Raw genomic sequence first — 21087 nt, forward strand, 5'->3', positions numbered from 1 at the left:
TAGATACTACCATGCACCAAAACAATGAGCAGCTTATCATCGATTTGATACAACAGGATCTTAAACATTGCCAATTGGTATACGGCTTAGCGCAATTGGGATTAGAGGGATCAAATACACATCACCTGGAGATACTGGATATCATATACCAGCTTATGCATATCCCCAGTGAGAAAAAAAACGACTACCTGGCCGAGACCTATGCCGCTTTTATGAGTATGGCTACCGAGTATAAGATTACCCCTCTGGGAGAATCCCTGCGCCCCCTGGCAAAAGAATGCTACAATCGGTTAAAATATCTTATAGAATTGGTGTGATTGTACCCTTTGAGTGCCCATCATAATATCGTTTTCAAATGCATCTCGATACACGCTCGTTCCTCACGCACTCGATCCCGAGGAAAATTCGGGACAAGTTATGACGTAGCGTTTGTGTTGTGACGTACCCCGAGGTGTCATACTGAGCTTGTCGAAGTGCTCTCGAAGGGTACGGTATGCATAGTCGAAGGGTCCCGTGATCTATTTACACTCCATCCTCATACCATTCTTTAACAGGCCAGGCGCAGGTCCACCAGGTATACATCGTATATCCAATATCATCAAGAGGGCCGAGAAAAAAAGATTCCTCCTTATATTCCCGAAAACACGCATCGTTTAAGAATTTTTCCTTTTCAAAATAAAAAGCTGCCCTGCGCACATACTCCATCATCGTTTTTACATCTTTATGCATTGCATAATAACACGCCAGGTTATAACTAAGAGCCGACTCGTTGGCAACATAACGATCCTGCATAGGTGCCTTGGCGAGGATAGCACTTAGTAATTTTTCTCTACTTTCGATATCGTTTATATCTACCTTGTCTGCAATCGCCCCAACAGCAACGATTAACAAATCTAAAAACTGGGGCCAATCCTCTGTAAAATATATTCGTTCTGATTTGGCAATTACTTCGATCATGGTTTCAAGTGCCAATACCTCATCGGCTTTGTAATACCCTACAAGAATCTCTTTAATCTCGATCAATAAAGTAACATACTCATATTCGTCATCATCGACAGAAACGTCTGGCACAAAGTCCAGTGCTGCTGTAACATTACCACTTTCTAACGCTTTTTTTAGTTCGGGTAGCTGATCAAAAGTATATCCTGACATAGATTCCTGTATTTTGAAATTAATAGTGCTTTTCTATAAAAAAAGCTTTTCAAAATTACCGTAATACTTTATGAAATAAAAGAAATATAAGTACCTTAGTAACTCATCCCCTACAGCATGGGTTTGCAATCCATGCAATAACAATACACATCGTCTACATAAAAACGTTGACAAGCGTGAGTTTTATGATATAATAAACGCTTGTAAACAGGTATATACCGGTACGCAAATCATTGTTTATAAAGAAATAAGAAAGAAGGAAATATTAATTCTAAAATTAAAAAAAATGGGAAATCAAAATAAAGAAACCCCATGGCAAATATGGGCTTTAGTTACAATAGTTGTTGCCTTAATTGGTGCTTATGCTACAATTGAAAGCAATAGAAATAAACAAACTATTACACCTGAAATAAGAATCGTTGATGAACGAGAAATTGACTCCCCAGAAAAGAGAAAAAGACAAGAAAGCACAGATAACGTTAATTATGATAATAGCGAGGATGAAGTTTCCCCTTCTCAGAAATTAGTTGGGCATTGGGAATCAAATCTAACTGAAAATGGAGTTGAATTTACAATTTTGTTGAACTTAAAGTCTGATGGAAACTCGGTTTATCAGTTTGTTGATGAACATATAAAAGAAAACGATTATGATTATGGCACTTGGCAATATTCGAATGGAGTTTTATATGAAAAATTTTCAGATGGTGTATCTGGGAAAGGTAGAGTAAAGTGGATTTCAAATGATAGATTTGAATTAACCATTATTGATAATGGAACACCGAGTTATACAGGGCTAAAACGTTATTACCAAAGAAAATAATAACAAAATTTTAGAATCAATTATAGGCAGTACAAAGTATTACATACAATCCGACAACAAAGATTTATATTTCGATAACGATACTCAAACAAAAAAGTTCTCCTCCTGCCCTATACATTACCATTGCTATATCAAAAAGATAATGGTAGTTTTATGAAATTAAAAGAAAAAACCTTGATAAGCGTGGGGTTTATGACACGAATAAATCTTTGTATATACACCCAAACTTATATATGTATATACTATTATTGGTAAAAATTATAAATGCGAAAGTTTAAAAACCTTGGAATCTTAATAGTAATTATTGTTATTGGATATAATGTCTATGATTATTTTAAGATCAAAAGTGAAATCGGAAATAATGAAATTGAAGAATGTAGCAGGAAATTCAGATTAACTAATCCCGAAATTGATAAAAAGGTTGCGGAGAAATATTGTGAGTGTACTATTGAGAGGCTTGGAGAAAAATATAAAAACTCAGATATTGGAGCCGAAAAAATACTTGTGAATGAAAGATCTGTATTTCAGGACTGTTTTGACAAAGCAAATCATTGAAATAAAAACAATTATGAATACCTACAAACGGGTATATGTGTACTAGTATGCATATATCATTGTAGGCAATAATTAAAGATTAATCATCTCTTTTTTAGCGTAGAAAAAGACAATGAACTAAATCTTAATTTTTTAAGTAAACTGTAACATTTGTCATATTATCCCATCTTGATAAAAACTATTGTATCATGAAAAATATTAGAAAATTTTTATTTTTTGTTATTGTGTTGCTTGTTTGTTTTGCCTCAAGAAAGTCGTCTGCACAAAATGAGTATTCTATTGACTCGATTATTCAGTTAAATACATATACTTTCAAAATTGTAAACAATGAAATTATTGGAAATGGAAAAGATTTTCTTCAAAGAGAAGCTGAAAATTCTCAATTTTTTATGATTGGTGAGTTACACGGAAATAAAGAGACTCCCGAATTTACTTCTGCTATTCTTAACTTACTAAAGCCTAAAGGATACAACAACTTTGCTGTTGAGATTGGTCCTTTTAGTAAAAAAAAATTGCTGTCTATTATTAAGCAAAAAAATGGTATTGATTCTTTATCCAATTTTTATAAAAAGTATAATCCAGATGATTTAACAAATCCAATTCCCTTTTTTGATGGGGTTGATGAAGTTAGAATGCTAGAAACTGCTATAACTAATGCGTATAATATCTGGGGAATCGATCAAGAGTTTGTATATGCTGCTCCCTTTTTATTTGATGACATTTTTAATAAGACAAAAAAATTAAAAAACAATTCAAAAGGCTATGAAAAGATTTATAAAGAAGCTCGCACATCTTTATTAAAGCATCTTACTACGAAATCAAAATCTAAATTTAATCTTTTATTGAAAGATAAACATATTCTTGAGTTTATTTCTGAATCAAAAGGAGTAGATAACGACGTTACTACGCTATTGACAGAGTTAGAAAAAAGTTGGAAAATATATGCTTACGGAAATGGCCCAACAAAACAATACTTTGAAAGTAATAACTCCAGAGCGATTATGATGAAACATTACTTTTTTGACTATTATAAAAAAGCTTTATTAAAGGAGCCTAACCCAAAAATGATCTTAAAAATGGGTAGTATGCATACTGTTTATGGAAAAAATCCTTTAGCTATTTATGATATTGGAAATACTTTATATGAATTATCAATATTAAATAATTCCAAAAGTTTTAATCTTGCCCTTGCTGGCAGATATTATATTAGAAGTAGTGGAGAAAAAATTGATCGCTTAAAATATGTTCCAGAATATAAGAAATTATTTAAGCATCAGGAAGAAAATCTTTGGACTCTCTTAGATTTAAGGCCTCTTAAAAAGGCTATTTACAATGGAAAAATTAAGGTAGACGATAAGAAATTCAAAAAGCTACTTTATAGATATGATTCTGTTCTCATGAAAACTCTTACAGCTGCTACAGAGGATATTAGAGATTATAAAAACTAAATTGAAACTTTTGGAATGAATGGGTTGTACAATTCAAACCCAACAGCGTGGATTTATAATTCGATAACGGTACTCAAATAAAAAAGTTCTTCTCCTACCCTATACATTACCATTGCTATATCAAAAAGATAATGGTAGTTTTATGAAATTAAAAGAATTAAACCTTGATAGGCTTAAACAAAGGTCGTTGCACGTTTGCCACGTCTGATAAATGACTAAATATGACTAAGTTAAGTAACATAGATAAGTATACCGAAATACCATTAATATTAAACGAACCTTATGAAAAAATAGAACATGAGATTGAAAAAAACTTTTCTGATTCAATTTGTTTTGATGATGTAATTATAAGTCGACATCCAAAAAAAATCAAAATATGGGATATCAAAAAATTACCACAAATAAATATGATCTCTTCTTTTGAAATTGATTGGTCTGGAGAATTCATTAAAAAAAATGGTAATCTACTTTATGTTGGACAAAGTAAGGAGATAAAAGTATTTGACATCTCAGATTTACAACATCCGGTTTTGGTTAGGACAGTTACTTTTCCAAATGATGACAGTTTACCAACTAATAATTATGTAAACTTTCACATAACGAAGGGTTTGATTTATGTAATGATTGATAAAGCCATATATGTAATTGATGAAACTAATAATTTTTTAAAAATCATTGATTTATCTGAAAATAGTGCAATGATGTTTGATTACCCTATGGATATTAAAAAATATGGAAACAATTTGTATATGGTTTTCAGACATTGTGGATTATATGTTTATCAACAATCAGAACATGATAGAAAGTACAAATTCCTAAGCAAACATAAACCTGTTAATGGCTATACGCCCACTTACATGCAATGGTTAAACCAAGGTAATGATATACTGTTAATTGGGAATGACAATGTTGTACAGTATAATGTTACAAACGGTGAAAAATTGAAAAGATATAAAGCGGCTAAAATAGGAAAATCCGAAATCCATGGAGGAACAATTGAACGTGAAAATGAGTTGTTGGTTGTTGGCACAAAAGGATCAAAGGATCAATTTGTTACAGCAATAATACAACAAGACAATAAAGGTATTCAATTAGTTAATACTCCTAAATTAGAGTATAAAGCAAGAAAGAAATTTGGTGAAGGTATAAGTGGGCTGGCATTAAAAGACAATTGTCTACTTATTATTGGAAGAGAAACTGGCTTCTTTCTTTTTGAGGCTAGAGAATAGGCTTTATTTAAGCATACCTATCTTTCTTTAATCAAGAAAACCAACATTTACTAACACTGTGTAAAAATGCATTAAACCCCATTTTACACTAACTGTTGTAGTGTATTACAAGGAAAATGGAAATGGAATACTCAACGTCTATATAAAAACCTTGACAGGCGTAAGTTTTATGATATACATAAACAATTATAAACACCTACAAACGAGTATATGTGTACTGGCATTCGTATACTATTATTGGTAAAAATTATAAAATGCAAAAGTTCAAAAGCCTCGGAATCTTAATAGTAATTATTGTTATTGGATATAATGTCTATAATTATTTTAAGGTCAAAAGTGAAATCGGAAATAATGAAATTGAAGAATGTAGCAGGAAATTCAGATTAACTAATCCCAAAATTGATAAAAAGGTTGCGGAGAAATATTGTGAGTGTATTATTGAGAGGCTTGGAGAAAAATATAAAAACTCAGATATTGGAGCGGAAAAAATACTTGTGAATGAAAGATCTGTATTACAGGACTGTTTTGACAAAGCAAATCATTGAAATAAAAACAATTATAAATACCTACAAACGAGTATATGTGTATTGGCTTTCGTCTACCATTGTTACCCGTAATTCGAAATAAAATTGAAAATCACAAAAAAAGATATAGAAAAACTAATTGAATTGAGAAAAGGAGATACTTTTCTAAATCATTTATGGAATGTTTTTTCTCGTGATTTTAGATCAAAAGGAGAAATTGGTCGAGATGAAATCAAAGTATGGAGACAAAATATGTGGAATACCGCTTTCTATCCGATTTTTACGTTTGAATTAAATGCAAATAATCATCTGACCAACATAACTGATAAATTAAACCCGATTGGAAAATCAATTGTTGGATTGTTTTTAGTTGGTATTCTCTACCTAATTCTGGCAAATTTCCCCACAGACTTTGATTTTTCGGAAAACTGGTTATCAATTCTAATTATTTTAGCTTTTTTGTTGATTTTAATAACAGTTTTTCGGAAGTTTTATTTGTTCGAAAAACAAAATCAACTTGACGAAATATTTGAAAAACTTGAAATTAAAACTGAGAAAAAACTGTTTGAAAAGGAGTGGTCCTTAAAAAACATATTGATTAGATTATTTACATATCCATTCTGCCTATTTTTAATTGGTATTAATATATTTCTACTTATTCCGGAAGGGGAATTTATTTTTGCTTTAAGTAGCTTTGGATTTGTTGGGTTTTATTTAATTACTGATTTGAAAATGATATTTCGAAAAAAAACTACTGGTAACAAGATATAAGAAAACATAAGGCCTTTGTACTTAATCAAAAGGTCTGTGTTTATTTACAAAGTCACCAAATATAAAATTTTGATTGAGGTAATAGATATTATTAAAACCGTATGACAGTAGTATAACGACACAGCTTCTAAGAACAAAATGAAGAGGTTTTGTTTTTACTAAAATAAAATTAACTTTATCGATATCAATCAACATTTTATGAGAAACCAAATTATACTAGTAGCTTGTTCTTTTATTTTTATGGCCTGCAACAAAAACGAAACCGCCCCAACAATATCAAAACCTAAAGAGATCAAAAAAATAGAAGGAGCATGGAAAATGGTGTATGGAGAGATCAAAGAAGGAGATTCTGTGAAAATTAAAGACATGACTACATCAGATTTTATAAAAATCATCGGTAAAGATCATTTTGCATTTTTTAATCAAGATCATACAAACGTAGATGGTTTTTATGGAGGAGGAGGAACGTATACTCTAGAAGGAAATACCTATATAGAAACATTACAATATTCTGCGGTAGAAGCCATAAGAGGTCACAAATTTCCATTTACAGTAGAAATAAAAGGAGATACTCTTATACAGTATGGGCTAGAAGAAGTAAAAGAAGCTAACATAAAAAGGTATGTTGTAGAAAAATATATTAGAAAAAATTAATAGTATATTCTTTTTTGGGTCAATTACATTCTCTTTAACCCAAAAGTGCAGATTTGCAATCAATGCAATACAATACTCAGTGCTTAAATAAAAGTCTTGACAGGCATGAGTTTTATGATATATATACCACATTTCTGTACAACATATAGAAGCTCGATCAATCCCGTTTAAAATAATTCTACCTTAGATATTTAAAATTTCATTAAAAGAAAAGTTTACATTTCATTTTCAATTAGATAACCAGAAATTAATGTAGTTGAGTTAATTATAAAATACTTTTATCCTAAACTAAAATTATTAGAGGTGAAAGGCAATAGACTTATTTATGGAATGATTTCAACATTAATACTTTTAATTTTTCTATCAGAAAAACCAGTTAAATTAAAATCTGGAGATATTGCATTTATTGGGTTTAATGCTAATAATGATAGTTTCGAAATTATAACTTTTATTAATATACCTCCAAAAACATCAATTCATTTTACAGATTCTGAATGGAATGGAAATCGTTTTGGTGCAGACGAAAATGATCTAGTCTGGGAAACAGGAGAAGAGATTATATCTAAAGGGTCTATAATCAAATTTACCAGTCTAGATTCAAATCCCATTGTCTCCTCAGGCACATTAAAAAATACTCTTAGAATATCGAAAAAAGAAGAGGCAATATTTGCATACTTAGGATCGACAAAGATGCCCACTAAATTTTTAACTGCAATGGCTAATGATAAACTTGGATATGGAACATTAATAAATACGGGTTTGGATAACAACTCTGTATTAACCTTTCCAAAAGGTACAACCTATGCTTCCTATAAAGGCCATCATAATTATCAAAATGTTAATGAATATATTGTTGCTCTAAACAAAATATCGAATTATAGATTTCAATAATCAAATAGAACAAACGGAAATAGCCTGAACACCCGGGCAGCATAGATTTTCAATCTGTATAATACAATACTCAACGTCTACATAAAAATCTTGACAGGCGTGAGTTTTTGATATACATAAACACTTGCAAATATCTACAAACAGGTATATTTGTACTGGTATGCATATACTATTGTTAACAGTAATTCGAAATAAAATTGAATGACCAAAAAAGAAATAGATAAACTAATCAGGAATGAATCTGGAATAATCTTACTCAAAAAAGATTCTGAAGAGACGTTTTTGGAAATTTTGTTTAAAGAATTATCTATTTTGACTTTTGTCTATGCTTTAATTAAGAGAAAAATCGATTATTTGATACTCACTGAACAAAGGGTTCTTTTTATTATCAGGAATGAAGTTATCGAAAACAGAGTTTTGACCGGAACTGAAAAGTTAATATATAATGGAATTAAACCATCATTTGAAATTACTGATTCAGAACAACATTATTCTTTTTCTTTGAGTAAACTAAAAGTTAGTTATGAGGAGGCAAAGCTAATACGACAAAAATTAGCTGATTTTGCTAATCTAAAAAACAAATAAAACTGTTTACAACAACCTGTATATCTCATTGCAGTTAAATTCCTCAAAAAGAATTCATTGCGATTTTGTTACCTTAGTGATTCACTATAGTTAACTTCTAACTTAATCTTAAATCATGAAGATAAACAGATTACAATTTTCAATTGATATTAAGGCAGAGAAAACCAAGATATGGAACGCACTATGGAGCGATAGTTTCTATCGTGACTGGGCTAGCGTATTTTTTGAAGGTTCTTATGCCCTTACCGATAATTGGAAAGAAGGTAGTAAAGTAGTATTCCTTTCTCCTGATCAAAGTGGTATCTATAGCATCATCGAAACACACATTCCAAATAAAATCATGATGTTTAAGCATATCGGAAATGTGGTAAAGGGTAAGGAACAACCTATTGATGATGAAACAAAAGCCTGGTCGGGTGCAACAGAAATTTACACACTTACTGAAGGAACAGATAGTAATACACTTCATGTTAAAATAGATGTCCTTGATGAGCATCTGGACTTTATGACAATCACATTTCCAAAAGCACTGGAAAAGGTGAAGAATAACTGCAGTTAACAACGTGTCCTATAAATGAATTGCGGATAGTATTTAAAATGTATTTCGACCTGTGCGCCGAGATGTGTACGCACTCGATCCCGAGGAAAATTCGAGACAAGTTATGACGTAGCGTCTGTCTTGAGCGTAGCCGAAGAGTATACATTTTTAAAGGCTTGATCAGCAACAAATTCATAATAAATTCACAATTAACAGAGGTTACGCCCTTTATCAATCTACCTTTAACCTTACTTTCACATATGTCGGTTTCTTATTTTATTACCTTCCGCCGATTAAAAATTCTTCACATGCTCAAAAATACATTTAGATTGCTTCTATGCTTAGTAGTAATCACCACTAGTGGTTGTTCTGTTCTTCAACCTAAAAAAGGAAAAACCGCTACGGCCGAAGCCAAAAAACCAGGTAAAAACAAGGATACGATTAAGCCTTATAGCGAAGTCATTACCGAAAAGGCTAAAACCGACAAAGGTTTATTTGCCGTTCATAATATAGACGATAAATACTATTATGAGATTCCGGATTCATTGTTTAACCGGGAAATGCTTATGGTTACGCGTATTGCCAAAACCGCTACGGGGATTGGTTTTGGAGGAGGAAAACAAAACACCCAGGTATTGCGCTGGCAACGAAAAAACAAACAGATATTACTTCGTGTTGTATCACATCAGGTCTTCGCTTCGGATTCTTTACCTATTCATGAGGCCGTAGAGAATTCTAATTTCGAACCGGTGTTATATGCATTTCCGATCAAGGCATTTTATAAAGATTCTATCAATGCGGTAAAGAATGCAACAGTGATCGAGGTTACCGATCTCTTTAAAAAAGATGTAAAACCATTAGGATTTCCTGATAGCAGACGAAAGCAATATAAGATTTCAAAATTAGATGTTGCCCGATCGTATATCGATACGATTAGAAGTTACCCGTTAAATATCGAAACCCGTCATGTAAAAACCTATAGTGCTGCCGAGCCACCTTCTAATGCCAGTACAGGATCTATCTCATTAGAAATGAGTAACTCTATGATCCTACTTCCTAAAACACCTATGAGGCGTCGATATTTTGACCAACGAGTAGGATGGTTTGCCCGCGGACAAACGGATTATGGATTAGAAGCGCAAGAAAGTAAAACGGTACGTTACCTGGATCGATGGAGATTAGAGGTAAAAGATGAAGATCTTGCAAAGTTTAAACGAGGCGAACTGGTGGTTCCTAAAAAACAAATCGTATACTATATAGACCGTGCAACTCCAAAAAAATGGAGAACATATATTAAGCAAGGGATCGAAGACTGGCAGGTTGCCTTCGAACAGGCTGGGTTTAAAGAGGCCATTATCGCCAAAGACCCTCCAACAGTAGAAGAAGATCCTGATTGGAGTCCAGAGGATGTGCGCTACTCTGTAGTGCGCTACCTGGCCTCTCCAATCCCTAATGCCAACGGACCACATGTAAGTGATCCCAGATCAGGAGAGATTCTGGAGAGTGACATCAACTGGTATCATAATGTAATGACCTTATTACGAAATTGGTTTTTTGTACAAACCGCAGCAATCAATCCACAAGCGCAAAGTGTTGCTTTTAAGGATGAAGTAATGGGAAGATTGATTCGATTTGTATCTGCTCACGAAGTGGGACACACCCTGGGGCTACCGCATAATATGGGAAGTAGTGTTGCCTATCCTGTAGAATCTCTAAGAGATCCTGTGTTTACCAAAAAATATGGTACAGCACCATCGATAATGGACTATGCAAGATTTAACTATGTTGCCCAACCAGGAGATGGTGATGTTGCCTTAATGCCTAATATCGGTATCTATGATAAGCACGCAATACAATGGGGATATCGACCGATATTTACACCAACTGCAGAAGAAGAGAAAAAGACACTGGACAGCTGGATACTGGAGCATCAAAATGATCCTATGTATCGATTTGGGAAACAACAGTTTGGAGTTATTGATCCAAGTTCGCAAACCGAAGATCTTGGGGATGATGCTGTACTCGCCAGTACTTACGGAATCAAAAACCTAAAAAGAATTGTACCCAACCTCATCACATGGACTGCCGAAGACGGTAAAAACTATGATGATCTGGGCACTATGTACAGACAGGTATTGGGGCAGTTTAATCGATATATGGGTCATGTATCTTCTAATATTGGTGGAGTATATGAATACTACAAAACCTACGATCAAAAAGGCGCAGTATATTCTCATGTGACCAAAGCGAATCAGAAACGTGCCATGAAATTTTTACACGAGCAATTGTTTAGCACTCCGGATTGGTTACTCGACAACACTATTTTTGATAAAATAGAATCTGCAGGAAATGTAGAACGTATTCGTAATTTCCAGGTGAGAACCTTAAACAACCTGTTAGATCATGGTCGTATGGCACGATTAATCGAGAATGAAGCCTTAAACAATAAAGAGGCCTATACCCTACTCGATATGATGACCGAACTACGATCGGGACTATGGAGCGAATTGCGAAGTGGTCGTACTATCGATGTATATCGTCGTAACATACAGAGAGCATATATCGATCGACTAGAATTTTTAATGACCAAAGAGCAGCCTAAGATTCCAGAGAATATAAGACGCTTTGTAGTACGAACTAATGTAAATGCCTCGCAAAGTGATATTAGAGCGGTAGTGCGTGCAGAATTAAATACGCTACGCCGCGCAGTTAGAAACGCCACTGGCAGAACATCAGATAGAATGACGCAATATCACCTGCAGGATATCGCAGAACGTATCACCGCCATCCTAGAACCTAAGAAATAAGATAATACACCTATAATATAACACCCCCTGTTTGAATCATCAAGCAGGGGGTTTCTTTTAATAGGTACTTGTCTGATCGAGTGATTATATTATAGTTATCCTATTATTCTGCACTTAATCCGAAGTTAGAGAAAAGATCATACGAGAATAGAACCTGTAAAAGAAATATAAGTACCTTAGTAATTCATACCCTCATTATTAACATCAACAATAGAATAAACAACATGAAAAAATTAATTTCAGAATTTATTGGGACCTTATGGTTAGTATTAGGTGGGTGTGGAAGTGCTGTATTAGCAGCGGCATACCCAGAGTTAGGGATTGGATTTGCAGGAGTCGCTCTTGCGTTTGGTTTAACCGTTGTAACGATGGCCTATGCCATTGGGCATATTTCGGGTTGCCATCTTAATCCCGCAGTATCTATCGGATTATGGATAGGTGGTCGTTTTGATAAAAAAGAACTGCTACCTTACATTGTTGCCCAGGTATTGGGTGGTATTGCCGGTGCAGGAATTTTATACCTTATTGCTACAGGAAAATCTGGGTTCGAAATTGGTGGGTTTGCTGCCAATGGATATGAAGAGCATTCCCCGGGTGGCTATTCTATGCTTGCAGCTTTAGTAACCGAAATCGTAATGACATTTATGTTTTTGATCATTATTCTGGGAGCTACTCATTCCAAAGCTCCTAAAGGTTTTGCAGGCCTCGCCATAGGATTAGGATTAACTCTGATTCACCTTATAAGTATACCGGTAACCAACACCTCGGTAAACCCTGCAAGAAGTACGAGCCAGGCATTATTTGCTGGAGGTTGGGCAATAGAGCAATTATGGTTATTTTGGGTAGCCCCAATCATAGGAGCAATTTTAGCCGGATTGGTGTACAAATTTATTTCTCCGGAAGAAGCATAAAAAACACAATAAACCTATATATACTATAAACCCTTGTATGATGATTCATGCAAGGGTTTATTGTTTATGCTACTCGATCCCAAGGAAAATCCTAGACACGTTGTGATGTATCCTTCGGCTACGCTCTGGGTACATGCCCGTCAGTTCGAGTGGTTTTTCGTAATGTAATGGAGAAAAATTGTATCGAGAACCAATCATTCCCTTACCATGAGGTTTCCCGTAACTTTATTAAAAAAGGTCATCGTACTTTTATATAAGAGAGATAGATGTTACTCTGGTAACGTTATCTGGTCATATTTAGAATATCATTATTTGGATCATTGTTAATACTAAATTTAAAATGGGCTACGAAAATAAAACAATAGAACGATTTGCTGGATATGATGCCGAAATCAATACTAAAGGGGTGTTTATTTTAATCCTTAACATACTGATTATCGTTAGCATCACAATAATCATAGGAGAGTTAACAACACTCGTCTCCCCCTTACACCTTTCTCCGTTTAAGGTGATCACCAGTTTAATAATCCTTTTTTCATTTTTTTCTATACTGATTACTGTGTATACAATAACTCCATATTTAAATTCGTATAAAAAGTTCTTTTGGCTTTTTAATAGTATTGCGAATAGTAACAAAAAAGAGGACGAAGAAAAAGATATCGATAGTCAAATTTATGATTTAGAAAAAGGATTAAAAAGAAAACATAAGGGTGTTAAAATGGCTTTACTTATTAATTTTATTCAACTACTTTTTCTAACCTATATCGCATATATTATTGTATTTTAGATAAAATTCTCTAGTCATTATTAAAAATAAAAGCGTTGATGTACATGGATATCGTGATACAAAAAAACGCGCAAATACATATACATAAATTTAAACGATTATACAGGGTATATGCCTGTTTACACGAATGAAAATACTCCTAACAGGTGCCACAGGCTATATCGGCAAACGAATTCTCCCTTTATTAGTAAATAAGGGGCATCATGTGGTATGTTGCGTTAGGGATACCTCTAGATTTCATCCTCCCCAATCGTTGAGCGCAAGTATTTCTGTATTAGAAATTGATTTATTAGATGCTTCCTCTCTATCAAAAATCCCAAATGATATTGATGTGGCATACTATCTGGTACACTCTATGTCGACATCTGACGATTATAAATCATTAGAACAAAAATCTGCTATCAATTTTCGGAATACATTATCTAACACAGCTGTTAAACAAGTGATATACTTAAGTGGTATAGTTAATGAATCTAACCTATCTAAACATCTGCTATCAAGAAAAACGGTTGAAGAAGAACTAGGAAAAGGCAGCTACAACCTAACTTGCTTTAGGGCAGGAATCATTGTTGGATCGGGCAGTGCATCCTTTGAGATCATGCGCGACTTGGTAGAAAAGCTTCCTGTTATGATTACCCCAAAATGGCTTCTTACCAAATGTCAACCCATAGGGATAGCAGATGTGCAAAGCTTTTTAACAGAATGTATCCTTAAAGAGGAAACATACAACAGGAATTTTGATATTGGCTGTGATGATATTCTATCGTATAAAGAAATGCTACTTGATTTTGCTAAAGTTAGAAATTTAAAAAGGAGAATCTGGACCGTACCTGTAATGACCCCGAAGCTCTCTTCTTATTGGCTATATTTTGTAACCTCTACTTCTTACAAGCTAGCCAGATCCTTAGTCGATAGTATGAAGGTTGAAGTTGTATGTAGAAATCATGAAATCAATACCCTACTAAAAATCCAACCCATATCCTATAAGGAAGCCCTATTAAGAGCATTTGATAACATTAAAAACAATGAGATCGCTTCTAGCTGGAAAGATTCTTATTCTAGTAGTGAGATAACCAGCAACATATCAGAATTTATAGAGGTTCCAGAATTTGGATGTTTTAAAGACATGCGTATTCGACAAACTGAAAACTATGCATCATCAATAGAGAAGATCTGGAGTATTGGTGGTGAGAATGGATGGTATTACGGGAATTGGTTATGGAAAATCCGTGGTTTTTTTGATAAATTATTTGGTGGAGTTGGATTGCGGAGAGGTCGTACAAATCAATCCACTATATCTGTTGGAGACTCATTAGATTTCTGGCGGGTGCTCTATGCAAATAAACAAGAAGGAAGATTATTACTTTTTGCAGAAATGAAACTACCAGGAGAAGCCTGGCTTGAATTTAAAATAGTGGATAACGATGTGATCCAAACTGCCACATTTAGACCCTTAGGTTTGGCTGGCAGATTATACTGGTATGCTGTATACCCGTTTCATGGCTTTATTTTTAAAGGATTAATCAACCAAATAAGCACACATAACAAGACCTAATTAATTCTTAGTAAGGGTACTAAAACCCTTCACAATTCCCTACTCCTGCATCTCTTTTGTAGCCATACAAAAAACTTTTAAAATTCAACTAATCCTGGTAACCATATGATCCATAATCATATACCTTAAAAATGGCTCACAGCCTCAATATCACAACAAAAGGGCTAGAAGCGTAAAATATTCCTTATTTTAGTTACGCATATACACACATTAATCAACTTTAAAATTATTAATCATGAAAAAAATTCTACTCTTATTACTAATATTTTCGACAGAGTTATTTTGTCAAAATATCCCATGTGACTTTTCATGGGCAAATGCTCCGACTACAAGTGGTAATCAAAATTTTGTAACAAGCCCGAGAGCTCAGCCTTATCAAGGACCATGCTTAGCTTTTGCTTTTAATGCAGCTATTGAAACAACCTATGCTATGGAGAACAATGTATACGGTTCTAATTTATTTTCTCTTTCTGATGCATATCTTGATTATAAGGTATGGAATGCTCCTTATTACCTTCCTGATTTAAATTCGAATTTCAAAATCCCTTTGATAGCAAGTGGACAAATTAATTCGTTTGCACCTGCAACATGCCCTGTAAATAATCCTGATAGTAATGGATGTAGTATTAAAAGATCAGATGTATTAGATTACATAGAGCATCCAAATGGCCAAAGGTCATACAGGATTTTTTTAAACACAAACTTTTCGCCACCAATTTGGGATATTGAAGATGGAGGTTCTTTAGGTAATTATGTTACAGTAGGTAATGCTATTCAACTAAGTCAGAATGATATTAATTCTGTTGATGATATTAAAATGAAGATCTTAAATAGTGGTCCTGTAGTTGTAAAAGTATCAGGCAATCAAAATGGAGTTCATAATGCAAAAAAGTTTAGAAACTATAATATCCCTTCTGCTGGGCTATCCTACCATGCTTTTTCAATTATAGGTTGGACAAATGATTCCCGTTGGGTTATTAAAGATAGTTGGCCTGGAATGTCTGGAATTGTGAATACAAAACAAAATGTTGATATAGTAAACTTAATGAATAACGGAAACGTAGAGCTTTATCAAGTATCTGATATATCTTACAATGGAAATAATGCATCTACAAACCCAACAACTTTATCTCTTCCTGTATGTAACCCTACGGTAGATTTAGAATTATCATCTATAAGCATTGATATTGATTATGCCCATATTGGAGGCTATTTGTATCATAAGTTTTGGGTTTCAAGTAATGTCTCTGTAGACAGATGGGTTTGGGGGATTGGATATCCTAATGGTTCATTAAAACGATCTCAAGTGAATAACTCCAATTCTAGCTCTGTTTTATTGACTCCAACCACTAGTGGATTGGTAACAATTTATGTTAGAGCTTACAAAAACGGTGAAACTGTTACTAAAGAAAGAAGAATATACCTGTCTAATGGTCAATCCTCAGGAGGAGGGGGATCTGGTAATGCTTGGTAAAACTATTGCCAACAATGTATATAAAGAATAGCGGAGTAAATGCTAAAACGAAAAGTTAGTGCATGAAAATCCGCTACTTTTTATATATGAGATCGTTGTAGATAATTAACGAAATATGGAAAATATATTACAAATTTTAGGAGCATCTGTCTTAAGTCTTGGGGGAGCGAGTGCAATAATTTTAGGGTTGTCTAAATGGTTTGGAAATTTATTTGCAAAAAAACTCTTAGCAAAAGACAGTGCTAGATATTCACAAGAGCTAGAAACTCTTAAAAGTAATTTTCAAACCGAATTAGAAACTCAAAAAGCCTTTCAGCATGAGAAATTAGAAATTTTAAGACAGAAATATCAATCAGAGCTCGAATCCACAAAAATTGAATTAGAAAAATCTAAAGTCTTGTTTCTAAAGTACCGAGAAAATCAGTTTCAAATCTATAATAACCTATGGCAAAGCTTATGTGATTTAAAACTTAACGGAGTTGACTTATGGGAAGTAGCCTCAAAAGAAAGATTAAAAAACTTCTCGATTCAACTCAAATCTACAAGAGAATCCTTAGAAAAGAATGCGTTGTTAATTGAAGAAGGTCACTACAAAAACCTAATGAGTAGCCTTGATGATTTTGAGAATTTTGAAATTGGTAAACAAAGATTAATTGAACTTCGCAATACAGACTTCGATCATCTAAATGAAATTGGAGGAGGTGAAGATGAAATTAGATATAGAATTAGCCAGAATAGAGAAGTGAAAAATCGGTTTGAGAAAGAAATGAGTAAGATGGCAAAATATCTTAGAAAACAAATAAAAGGAGAATAAACAACATACTACAACAAGGTGTATAGCACATAAAAAGGCCCATATACTAAACCAATCACACGGATTTATAATCCATGTAATAAATAGCACCTAAATCAAAAAGTGATAAGCATAAAATAATTACTATTTTAGTTATTTATATAAAAGAAATAAAAATAATGGGATTAGACTCGGTAGAATTGTTAATGTCTTTTGAAGATAAATTTGGTATTTCAATTCCAGACGCTGAAGCAGAAAATATTGCTACGGTTCAACAAATGGCTGATTCTATTTTTGAAAAAATAAAGTTAAAACCGAATAATAAATGTTTATCGCAAATAGTTTTTTATCGGATAAGAAGGGCATTTGAAGAGTTTGGTAATGAAAAAATGGATGTTACACCCAATACAAAAATGTCGGATTTGTTGAGCAAGACGGATTTACAATCTGACTGGACAAGATTGGAAATTAAAATAGCTCTAAAAACACCTAAGCTAGTCGACTTAGACTTTAACAAAACTCTCAACAAAGAAGTCCGGTTTTTGGGGTTTAAAATATTTGATCGAACTGAACCTGTTGCAGAAAACACTTTAAGAAAATTTACGGATTGGGTAATTTCAATGAATTCGGACGAGTTAATTTCAATCGAAGATATTTCAAGCAAATACGAAATTGAACGAATTATTTGTGGGATGATTGAATATCAAATCGGAGTCCCATTAAGTGAAATTGAAATGCATCATTCCTTCACAAATGATTTAGGGATAGATTAATAAACATTCTATTACCTGTATAAAAGATTAAAATAATCTTGTGAACTAAATGAAACTGTTTCCAACAAAATACTATTCAATAGAATTACAAAATGATAGTTCAATCGCAATGACCGCATTGAAAAGTCATACGTTATCTAACGAACAATTTGTTACTGATTGGAATCATCAAACTTTTATTGGAAAAATTCATGATGACGAATTTGAAATAAAATTATCAAAAAACCTTTATGGAGCTTTCTGTATTCTAAATGGAAAACTAGAAAATCGAAACGGAACTCTGGAAATACAAGTTGGTAAAACTTTCAAAATACTATTTTTAATTATCGTATTATTTGTAATAAGCGGACTAATCGCATCTGTTATTCAAAATAGACTTGACACTTTACTTTCACTAGTAATCGCAATTATAGTTTTTAGATTTATTTTTATTGAATTCTGTTTTATAATGATTTCAAAAACTGGATTGGATAAATTGACTGAAATAATCGGGATAATTGAGCTAAAAAAAACAAAGCACAACAATATCAATAATCCAGATACCACTTCGGGATAGCTATGATACCACACAATAAGCATTAAAACACACAGCAATTTTCACTGAAAACAGTGAGAGAGTATACAACACTTACCATCTATCTTTGTTTTAAATGAAACAACTCATGAGTTAAAAAATTCTTTCTGAAAATTTAAACTCTAAAAACTCTCTGAGAATTACCTCTAGCATTAAATTGTATAGAGAAACTTTATAAAGAAATATTGTGGTTAAAAACTTTACATAAATAACAAATGATAATCTTAAACATAAAAAAAAACATCTTCCTTTTATTACTATCGTTATCAGGAATGCAATATACAGTAGCACAACACTGTGGATGGGGAGCGATGTGTCATAAGATTTTAATTTTGGAAAAAGAAGCTATACAGCCTAACCACGAATATGTAATACAACTATTAGACAGCACATATACTCCCGTAAAAGACATTAACAATGATATTGTTTCCTTTTTCCAACAAAAAAAGAACACTACATTACCATCGTATACGATGCATGATGTTTCACAAAACTTAGAAGAGTTTAGCCTTAAAAATTTCTCAGACCTTAACTATTTTGTTACATTGTTTCAGTCTTGTAATGATAAAAATTATCATTTAAAAGTTGAAAATAAAACAGTACCTCACAAACAAATCATAGACCTAGAGCCAAAACATTTTCAGACTATATGCAGTTCGTATATAAAAGTTAATCTACAGGATAAAACACTAGAAATCTATGATGCTGCTATTGAAAAATGTAAAGACGCAATAATTAAACTAAAGTAACATCTAAGTCAAAGGGTGATGAACATAAAATTTCACCAGTTCTAGTAACGTACCGATCCAGAACCACATATCTCAAAATGGATCGTATACATATGTCTCAATAAAAAGATGAAAAGCATAAAATATTTATTATTTTAGTTACGCATATAAAAGAAATATGAATAAGCTTTTTGCATTATTAATACTATTATTTTTAGTTATTTCCTGTAACAAGAAAAACAAAAAAACAAAAATCCTTTTTGTAACTACCAATATTAATGAAATGAAAAGTGAGCCAAACGGAACTTATCTAATTGAATTAACTGTTCCGTTTAATCAATTTTTAAAAAAGGGTTTTGAAATCGATATTGTATCACCAAAAGGTGGAGAAATTCCAATCTATCATAGTGGAGATACTACGAATGTAGTAAAATCTGTTATCAAAAATGATGTGTTTAAAAACAAAACGGAGAATAGTTTAAAACCATCAGAAATCAATCCAGAAGAATACTTGGCAGTAATCATTCCTGGCGGATATGGACAATTTTGGGACACTCATAAGAACAAAAACATTCTTCAGGTTATATCAGAAATATATGATTCTGGAGGTGTTATCGGAACAATTGGCCACGGAACTGCAACTCTTATAAATGTAAAATTGAAATCAGGAGAATACTTGGTAAAGGATAAAACAATGACAAGTTTCCCTACTTGGAATGAAAAAAACATAATGAAACAATCCGACTTTGGTAAATTATTGCCTTATGATATGGAAAAAGAATTGCAAAAAAGAGATGCTAATTTGAAAGTGTATAATCACGAAAAGAAAATGAATTACGAAATAGTAGATTCTAAAAACAGGCTAGTAACTGCTTCTTTTTCAAATAGTGGAGAGTTTGTAGCGGATGAAGTACTAAAATTGATTAACAAAAAAGAATAAAAAGACGACTCTGTGTATATTCAAAAACGTAGTTTTTTAATGCTACATTTCACATAAAAATCGTTTATAAACACCATTCTAAACTATGAAATTATCTGATTTAATTGACAAAAAAATCTCAAAAATTCGATTCAATTACAAATTCGAAAATGAACATGGTATTCAAGAATTTCAATCTCAGATTAGATTATCAAATGGCCAAATTGTATTGTTACCTAAACATTTGGATGACAATTATGATTTGATTGAACATTATTCAAACCATAGAAGTACACCTTTTGACAAAGCTCAAAGATGCGGATTAACATCGAGGTTAATGTTCAGAAATAAACAGATAATAGATATACATTTTAAGTTTTTGGATAACAAGTATTTAATGAATTCGTGCGCAATACTTGAATTAGATAACGGAAAATTCATAACTGAGAGCAATTATGGTTCAAAAGGCCTAATGAATATAGATTTAAAAATTATGAACAAAGCTCAATTCCAAGAGCTTGCCGATGATGAAATCCAAATACGATCGCTTCGAAAAGATATTTTGAATCATTAACAGTAAACGTATTCTAACAACGTCT

At 32.8% G+C, this 21087-nt stretch carries 23 protein-coding genes; 22 read left to right on the top strand and 1 reads right to left on the bottom strand.

The features are described 5' to 3' along the window. Positions 1-11 precede the first annotated feature (11 nt). Complete coding sequence (locus AAFU52_RS03380) at positions 12-317, top strand: hypothetical protein (protein ID WP_438425421.1); 306 nt, start codon at positions 12-14, stop codon at positions 315-317. Between the two features lie 205 nt (positions 318-522). Here AAFU52_RS03380 and AAFU52_RS03385 read toward each other — a convergent pair whose 3' ends face one another. Next, positions 523-1152 carry a hypothetical protein gene (locus AAFU52_RS03385; RefSeq protein WP_438425423.1) on the bottom strand — a complete coding sequence of 210 codons (630 nt, stop codon included), beginning with the start codon at positions 1150-1152 and terminating at the stop codon, positions 523-525. Positions 1153-1438: 286 nt separating this feature from the next. Between AAFU52_RS03385 and AAFU52_RS03390 the strand changes: the two genes are divergently transcribed. The 21 genes from AAFU52_RS03390 (at position 1439) to AAFU52_RS03490 (ending at position 21062) form a co-directional block, all read left to right on the top strand. Beyond that, complete coding sequence (locus AAFU52_RS03390) at positions 1439-1972, top strand: hypothetical protein (protein ID WP_438425424.1); 534 nt, start codon at positions 1439-1441, stop codon at positions 1970-1972. Positions 1973-2236: 264 nt separating this feature from the next. Continuing rightward, positions 2237-2527, top strand: a complete 291-nt coding sequence (locus AAFU52_RS03395) for a hypothetical protein (RefSeq protein WP_438425426.1) — start codon at positions 2237-2239, stop codon at positions 2525-2527. Positions 2528-2715: 188 nt separating this feature from the next. After that, entirely contained in the window at positions 2716-3975 is a 1260-nt protein-coding gene (locus tag AAFU52_RS03400; RefSeq protein ID WP_438425428.1) for a hypothetical protein, read from the top strand. A gap of 221 nt (positions 3976-4196) precedes the next feature. Then, positions 4197-5204, top strand: coding sequence for a hypothetical protein (locus AAFU52_RS03405; RefSeq protein ID WP_438425431.1), 1008 nt, complete (start codon positions 4197-4199; stop codon positions 5202-5204). 254 nt (positions 5205-5458) lie between these two features. Next, entirely contained in the window at positions 5459-5749 is a 291-nt protein-coding gene (locus AAFU52_RS03410) for a hypothetical protein (protein WP_438425433.1), read from the top strand. 84 nt (positions 5750-5833) lie between these two features. Beyond that, positions 5834-6499 (top strand): DUF443 family protein, encoded by a 666-nt coding sequence (locus AAFU52_RS03415; RefSeq protein ID WP_438425436.1) that lies wholly within the window; start codon positions 5834-5836, stop codon positions 6497-6499. Positions 6500-6697: 198 nt separating this feature from the next. Continuing rightward, a complete protein-coding gene (locus tag AAFU52_RS03420; RefSeq protein WP_438425438.1) occupies positions 6698-7153 on the top strand; it encodes a hypothetical protein in 456 nt (151 codons plus the stop codon). Between the two features lie 303 nt (positions 7154-7456). After that, positions 7457-8044 (top strand): hypothetical protein, encoded by a 588-nt coding sequence (locus tag AAFU52_RS03425; RefSeq protein WP_438425440.1) that lies wholly within the window; start codon positions 7457-7459, stop codon positions 8042-8044. 201 nt (positions 8045-8245) lie between these two features. Further along, entirely contained in the window at positions 8246-8629 is a 384-nt protein-coding gene (locus AAFU52_RS03430; RefSeq protein ID WP_438425441.1) for a hypothetical protein, read from the top strand. Positions 8630-8744: 115 nt separating this feature from the next. After that, positions 8745-9188, top strand: a complete 444-nt coding sequence (locus tag AAFU52_RS03435; RefSeq protein ID WP_438425443.1) for a hypothetical protein — start codon at positions 8745-8747, stop codon at positions 9186-9188. Positions 9189-9475: 287 nt separating this feature from the next. After that, entirely contained in the window at positions 9476-11974 is a 2499-nt protein-coding gene (locus AAFU52_RS03440) for a zinc-dependent metalloprotease (RefSeq protein WP_438425445.1), read from the top strand. A gap of 224 nt (positions 11975-12198) precedes the next feature. Then, positions 12199-12885, top strand: coding sequence for an aquaporin Z (aqpZ, locus tag AAFU52_RS03445; protein ID WP_024771865.1), 687 nt, complete (start codon positions 12199-12201; stop codon positions 12883-12885). Between the two features lie 340 nt (positions 12886-13225). Then, positions 13226-13672: a hypothetical protein gene (locus tag AAFU52_RS03450; RefSeq protein ID WP_024771864.1), complete on the top strand. Its 447-nt coding sequence runs from the start codon at positions 13226-13228 to the stop codon at positions 13670-13672. Between the two features lie 127 nt (positions 13673-13799). Further along, positions 13800-15227, top strand: coding sequence for an SDR family oxidoreductase (locus tag AAFU52_RS03455; RefSeq protein WP_438425449.1), 1428 nt, complete (start codon positions 13800-13802; stop codon positions 15225-15227). 235 nt (positions 15228-15462) lie between these two features. Beyond that, on the top strand, positions 15463-16701 hold the full coding sequence (locus tag AAFU52_RS03460; RefSeq protein WP_438425451.1) for a hypothetical protein: 1239 nt from the start codon (positions 15463-15465) through the stop codon (positions 16699-16701). Positions 16702-16816: 115 nt separating this feature from the next. Then, a complete protein-coding gene (locus AAFU52_RS03465; protein WP_438425452.1) occupies positions 16817-17515 on the top strand; it encodes a hypothetical protein in 699 nt (232 codons plus the stop codon). Positions 17516-17673: 158 nt separating this feature from the next. Next, positions 17674-18267, top strand: coding sequence for a phosphopantetheine-binding protein (locus tag AAFU52_RS03470; protein ID WP_438425454.1), 594 nt, complete (start codon positions 17674-17676; stop codon positions 18265-18267). 49 nt (positions 18268-18316) lie between these two features. Next, entirely contained in the window at positions 18317-18823 is a 507-nt protein-coding gene (locus AAFU52_RS03475; protein WP_438425456.1) for a hypothetical protein, read from the top strand. A gap of 233 nt (positions 18824-19056) precedes the next feature. Beyond that, positions 19057-19590, top strand: a complete 534-nt coding sequence (locus AAFU52_RS03480; RefSeq protein WP_438425457.1) for a hypothetical protein — start codon at positions 19057-19059, stop codon at positions 19588-19590. A gap of 157 nt (positions 19591-19747) precedes the next feature. Next, complete coding sequence (locus AAFU52_RS03485) at positions 19748-20509, top strand: type 1 glutamine amidotransferase domain-containing protein (protein WP_438425459.1); 762 nt, start codon at positions 19748-19750, stop codon at positions 20507-20509. An 85-nt stretch (positions 20510-20594) separates the two neighbouring features. Further along, positions 20595-21062, top strand: coding sequence for a hypothetical protein (locus AAFU52_RS03490; protein ID WP_438425461.1), 468 nt, complete (start codon positions 20595-20597; stop codon positions 21060-21062). The last annotated feature ends 25 nt before the right edge of the window (positions 21063-21087 follow it).

The organism is Aquimarina macrocephali (assembly GCF_051627225.1).
GTDB classification, from domain to species: Bacteria; Bacteroidota; Bacteroidia; order Flavobacteriales; family Flavobacteriaceae; genus Aquimarina; species Aquimarina macrocephali.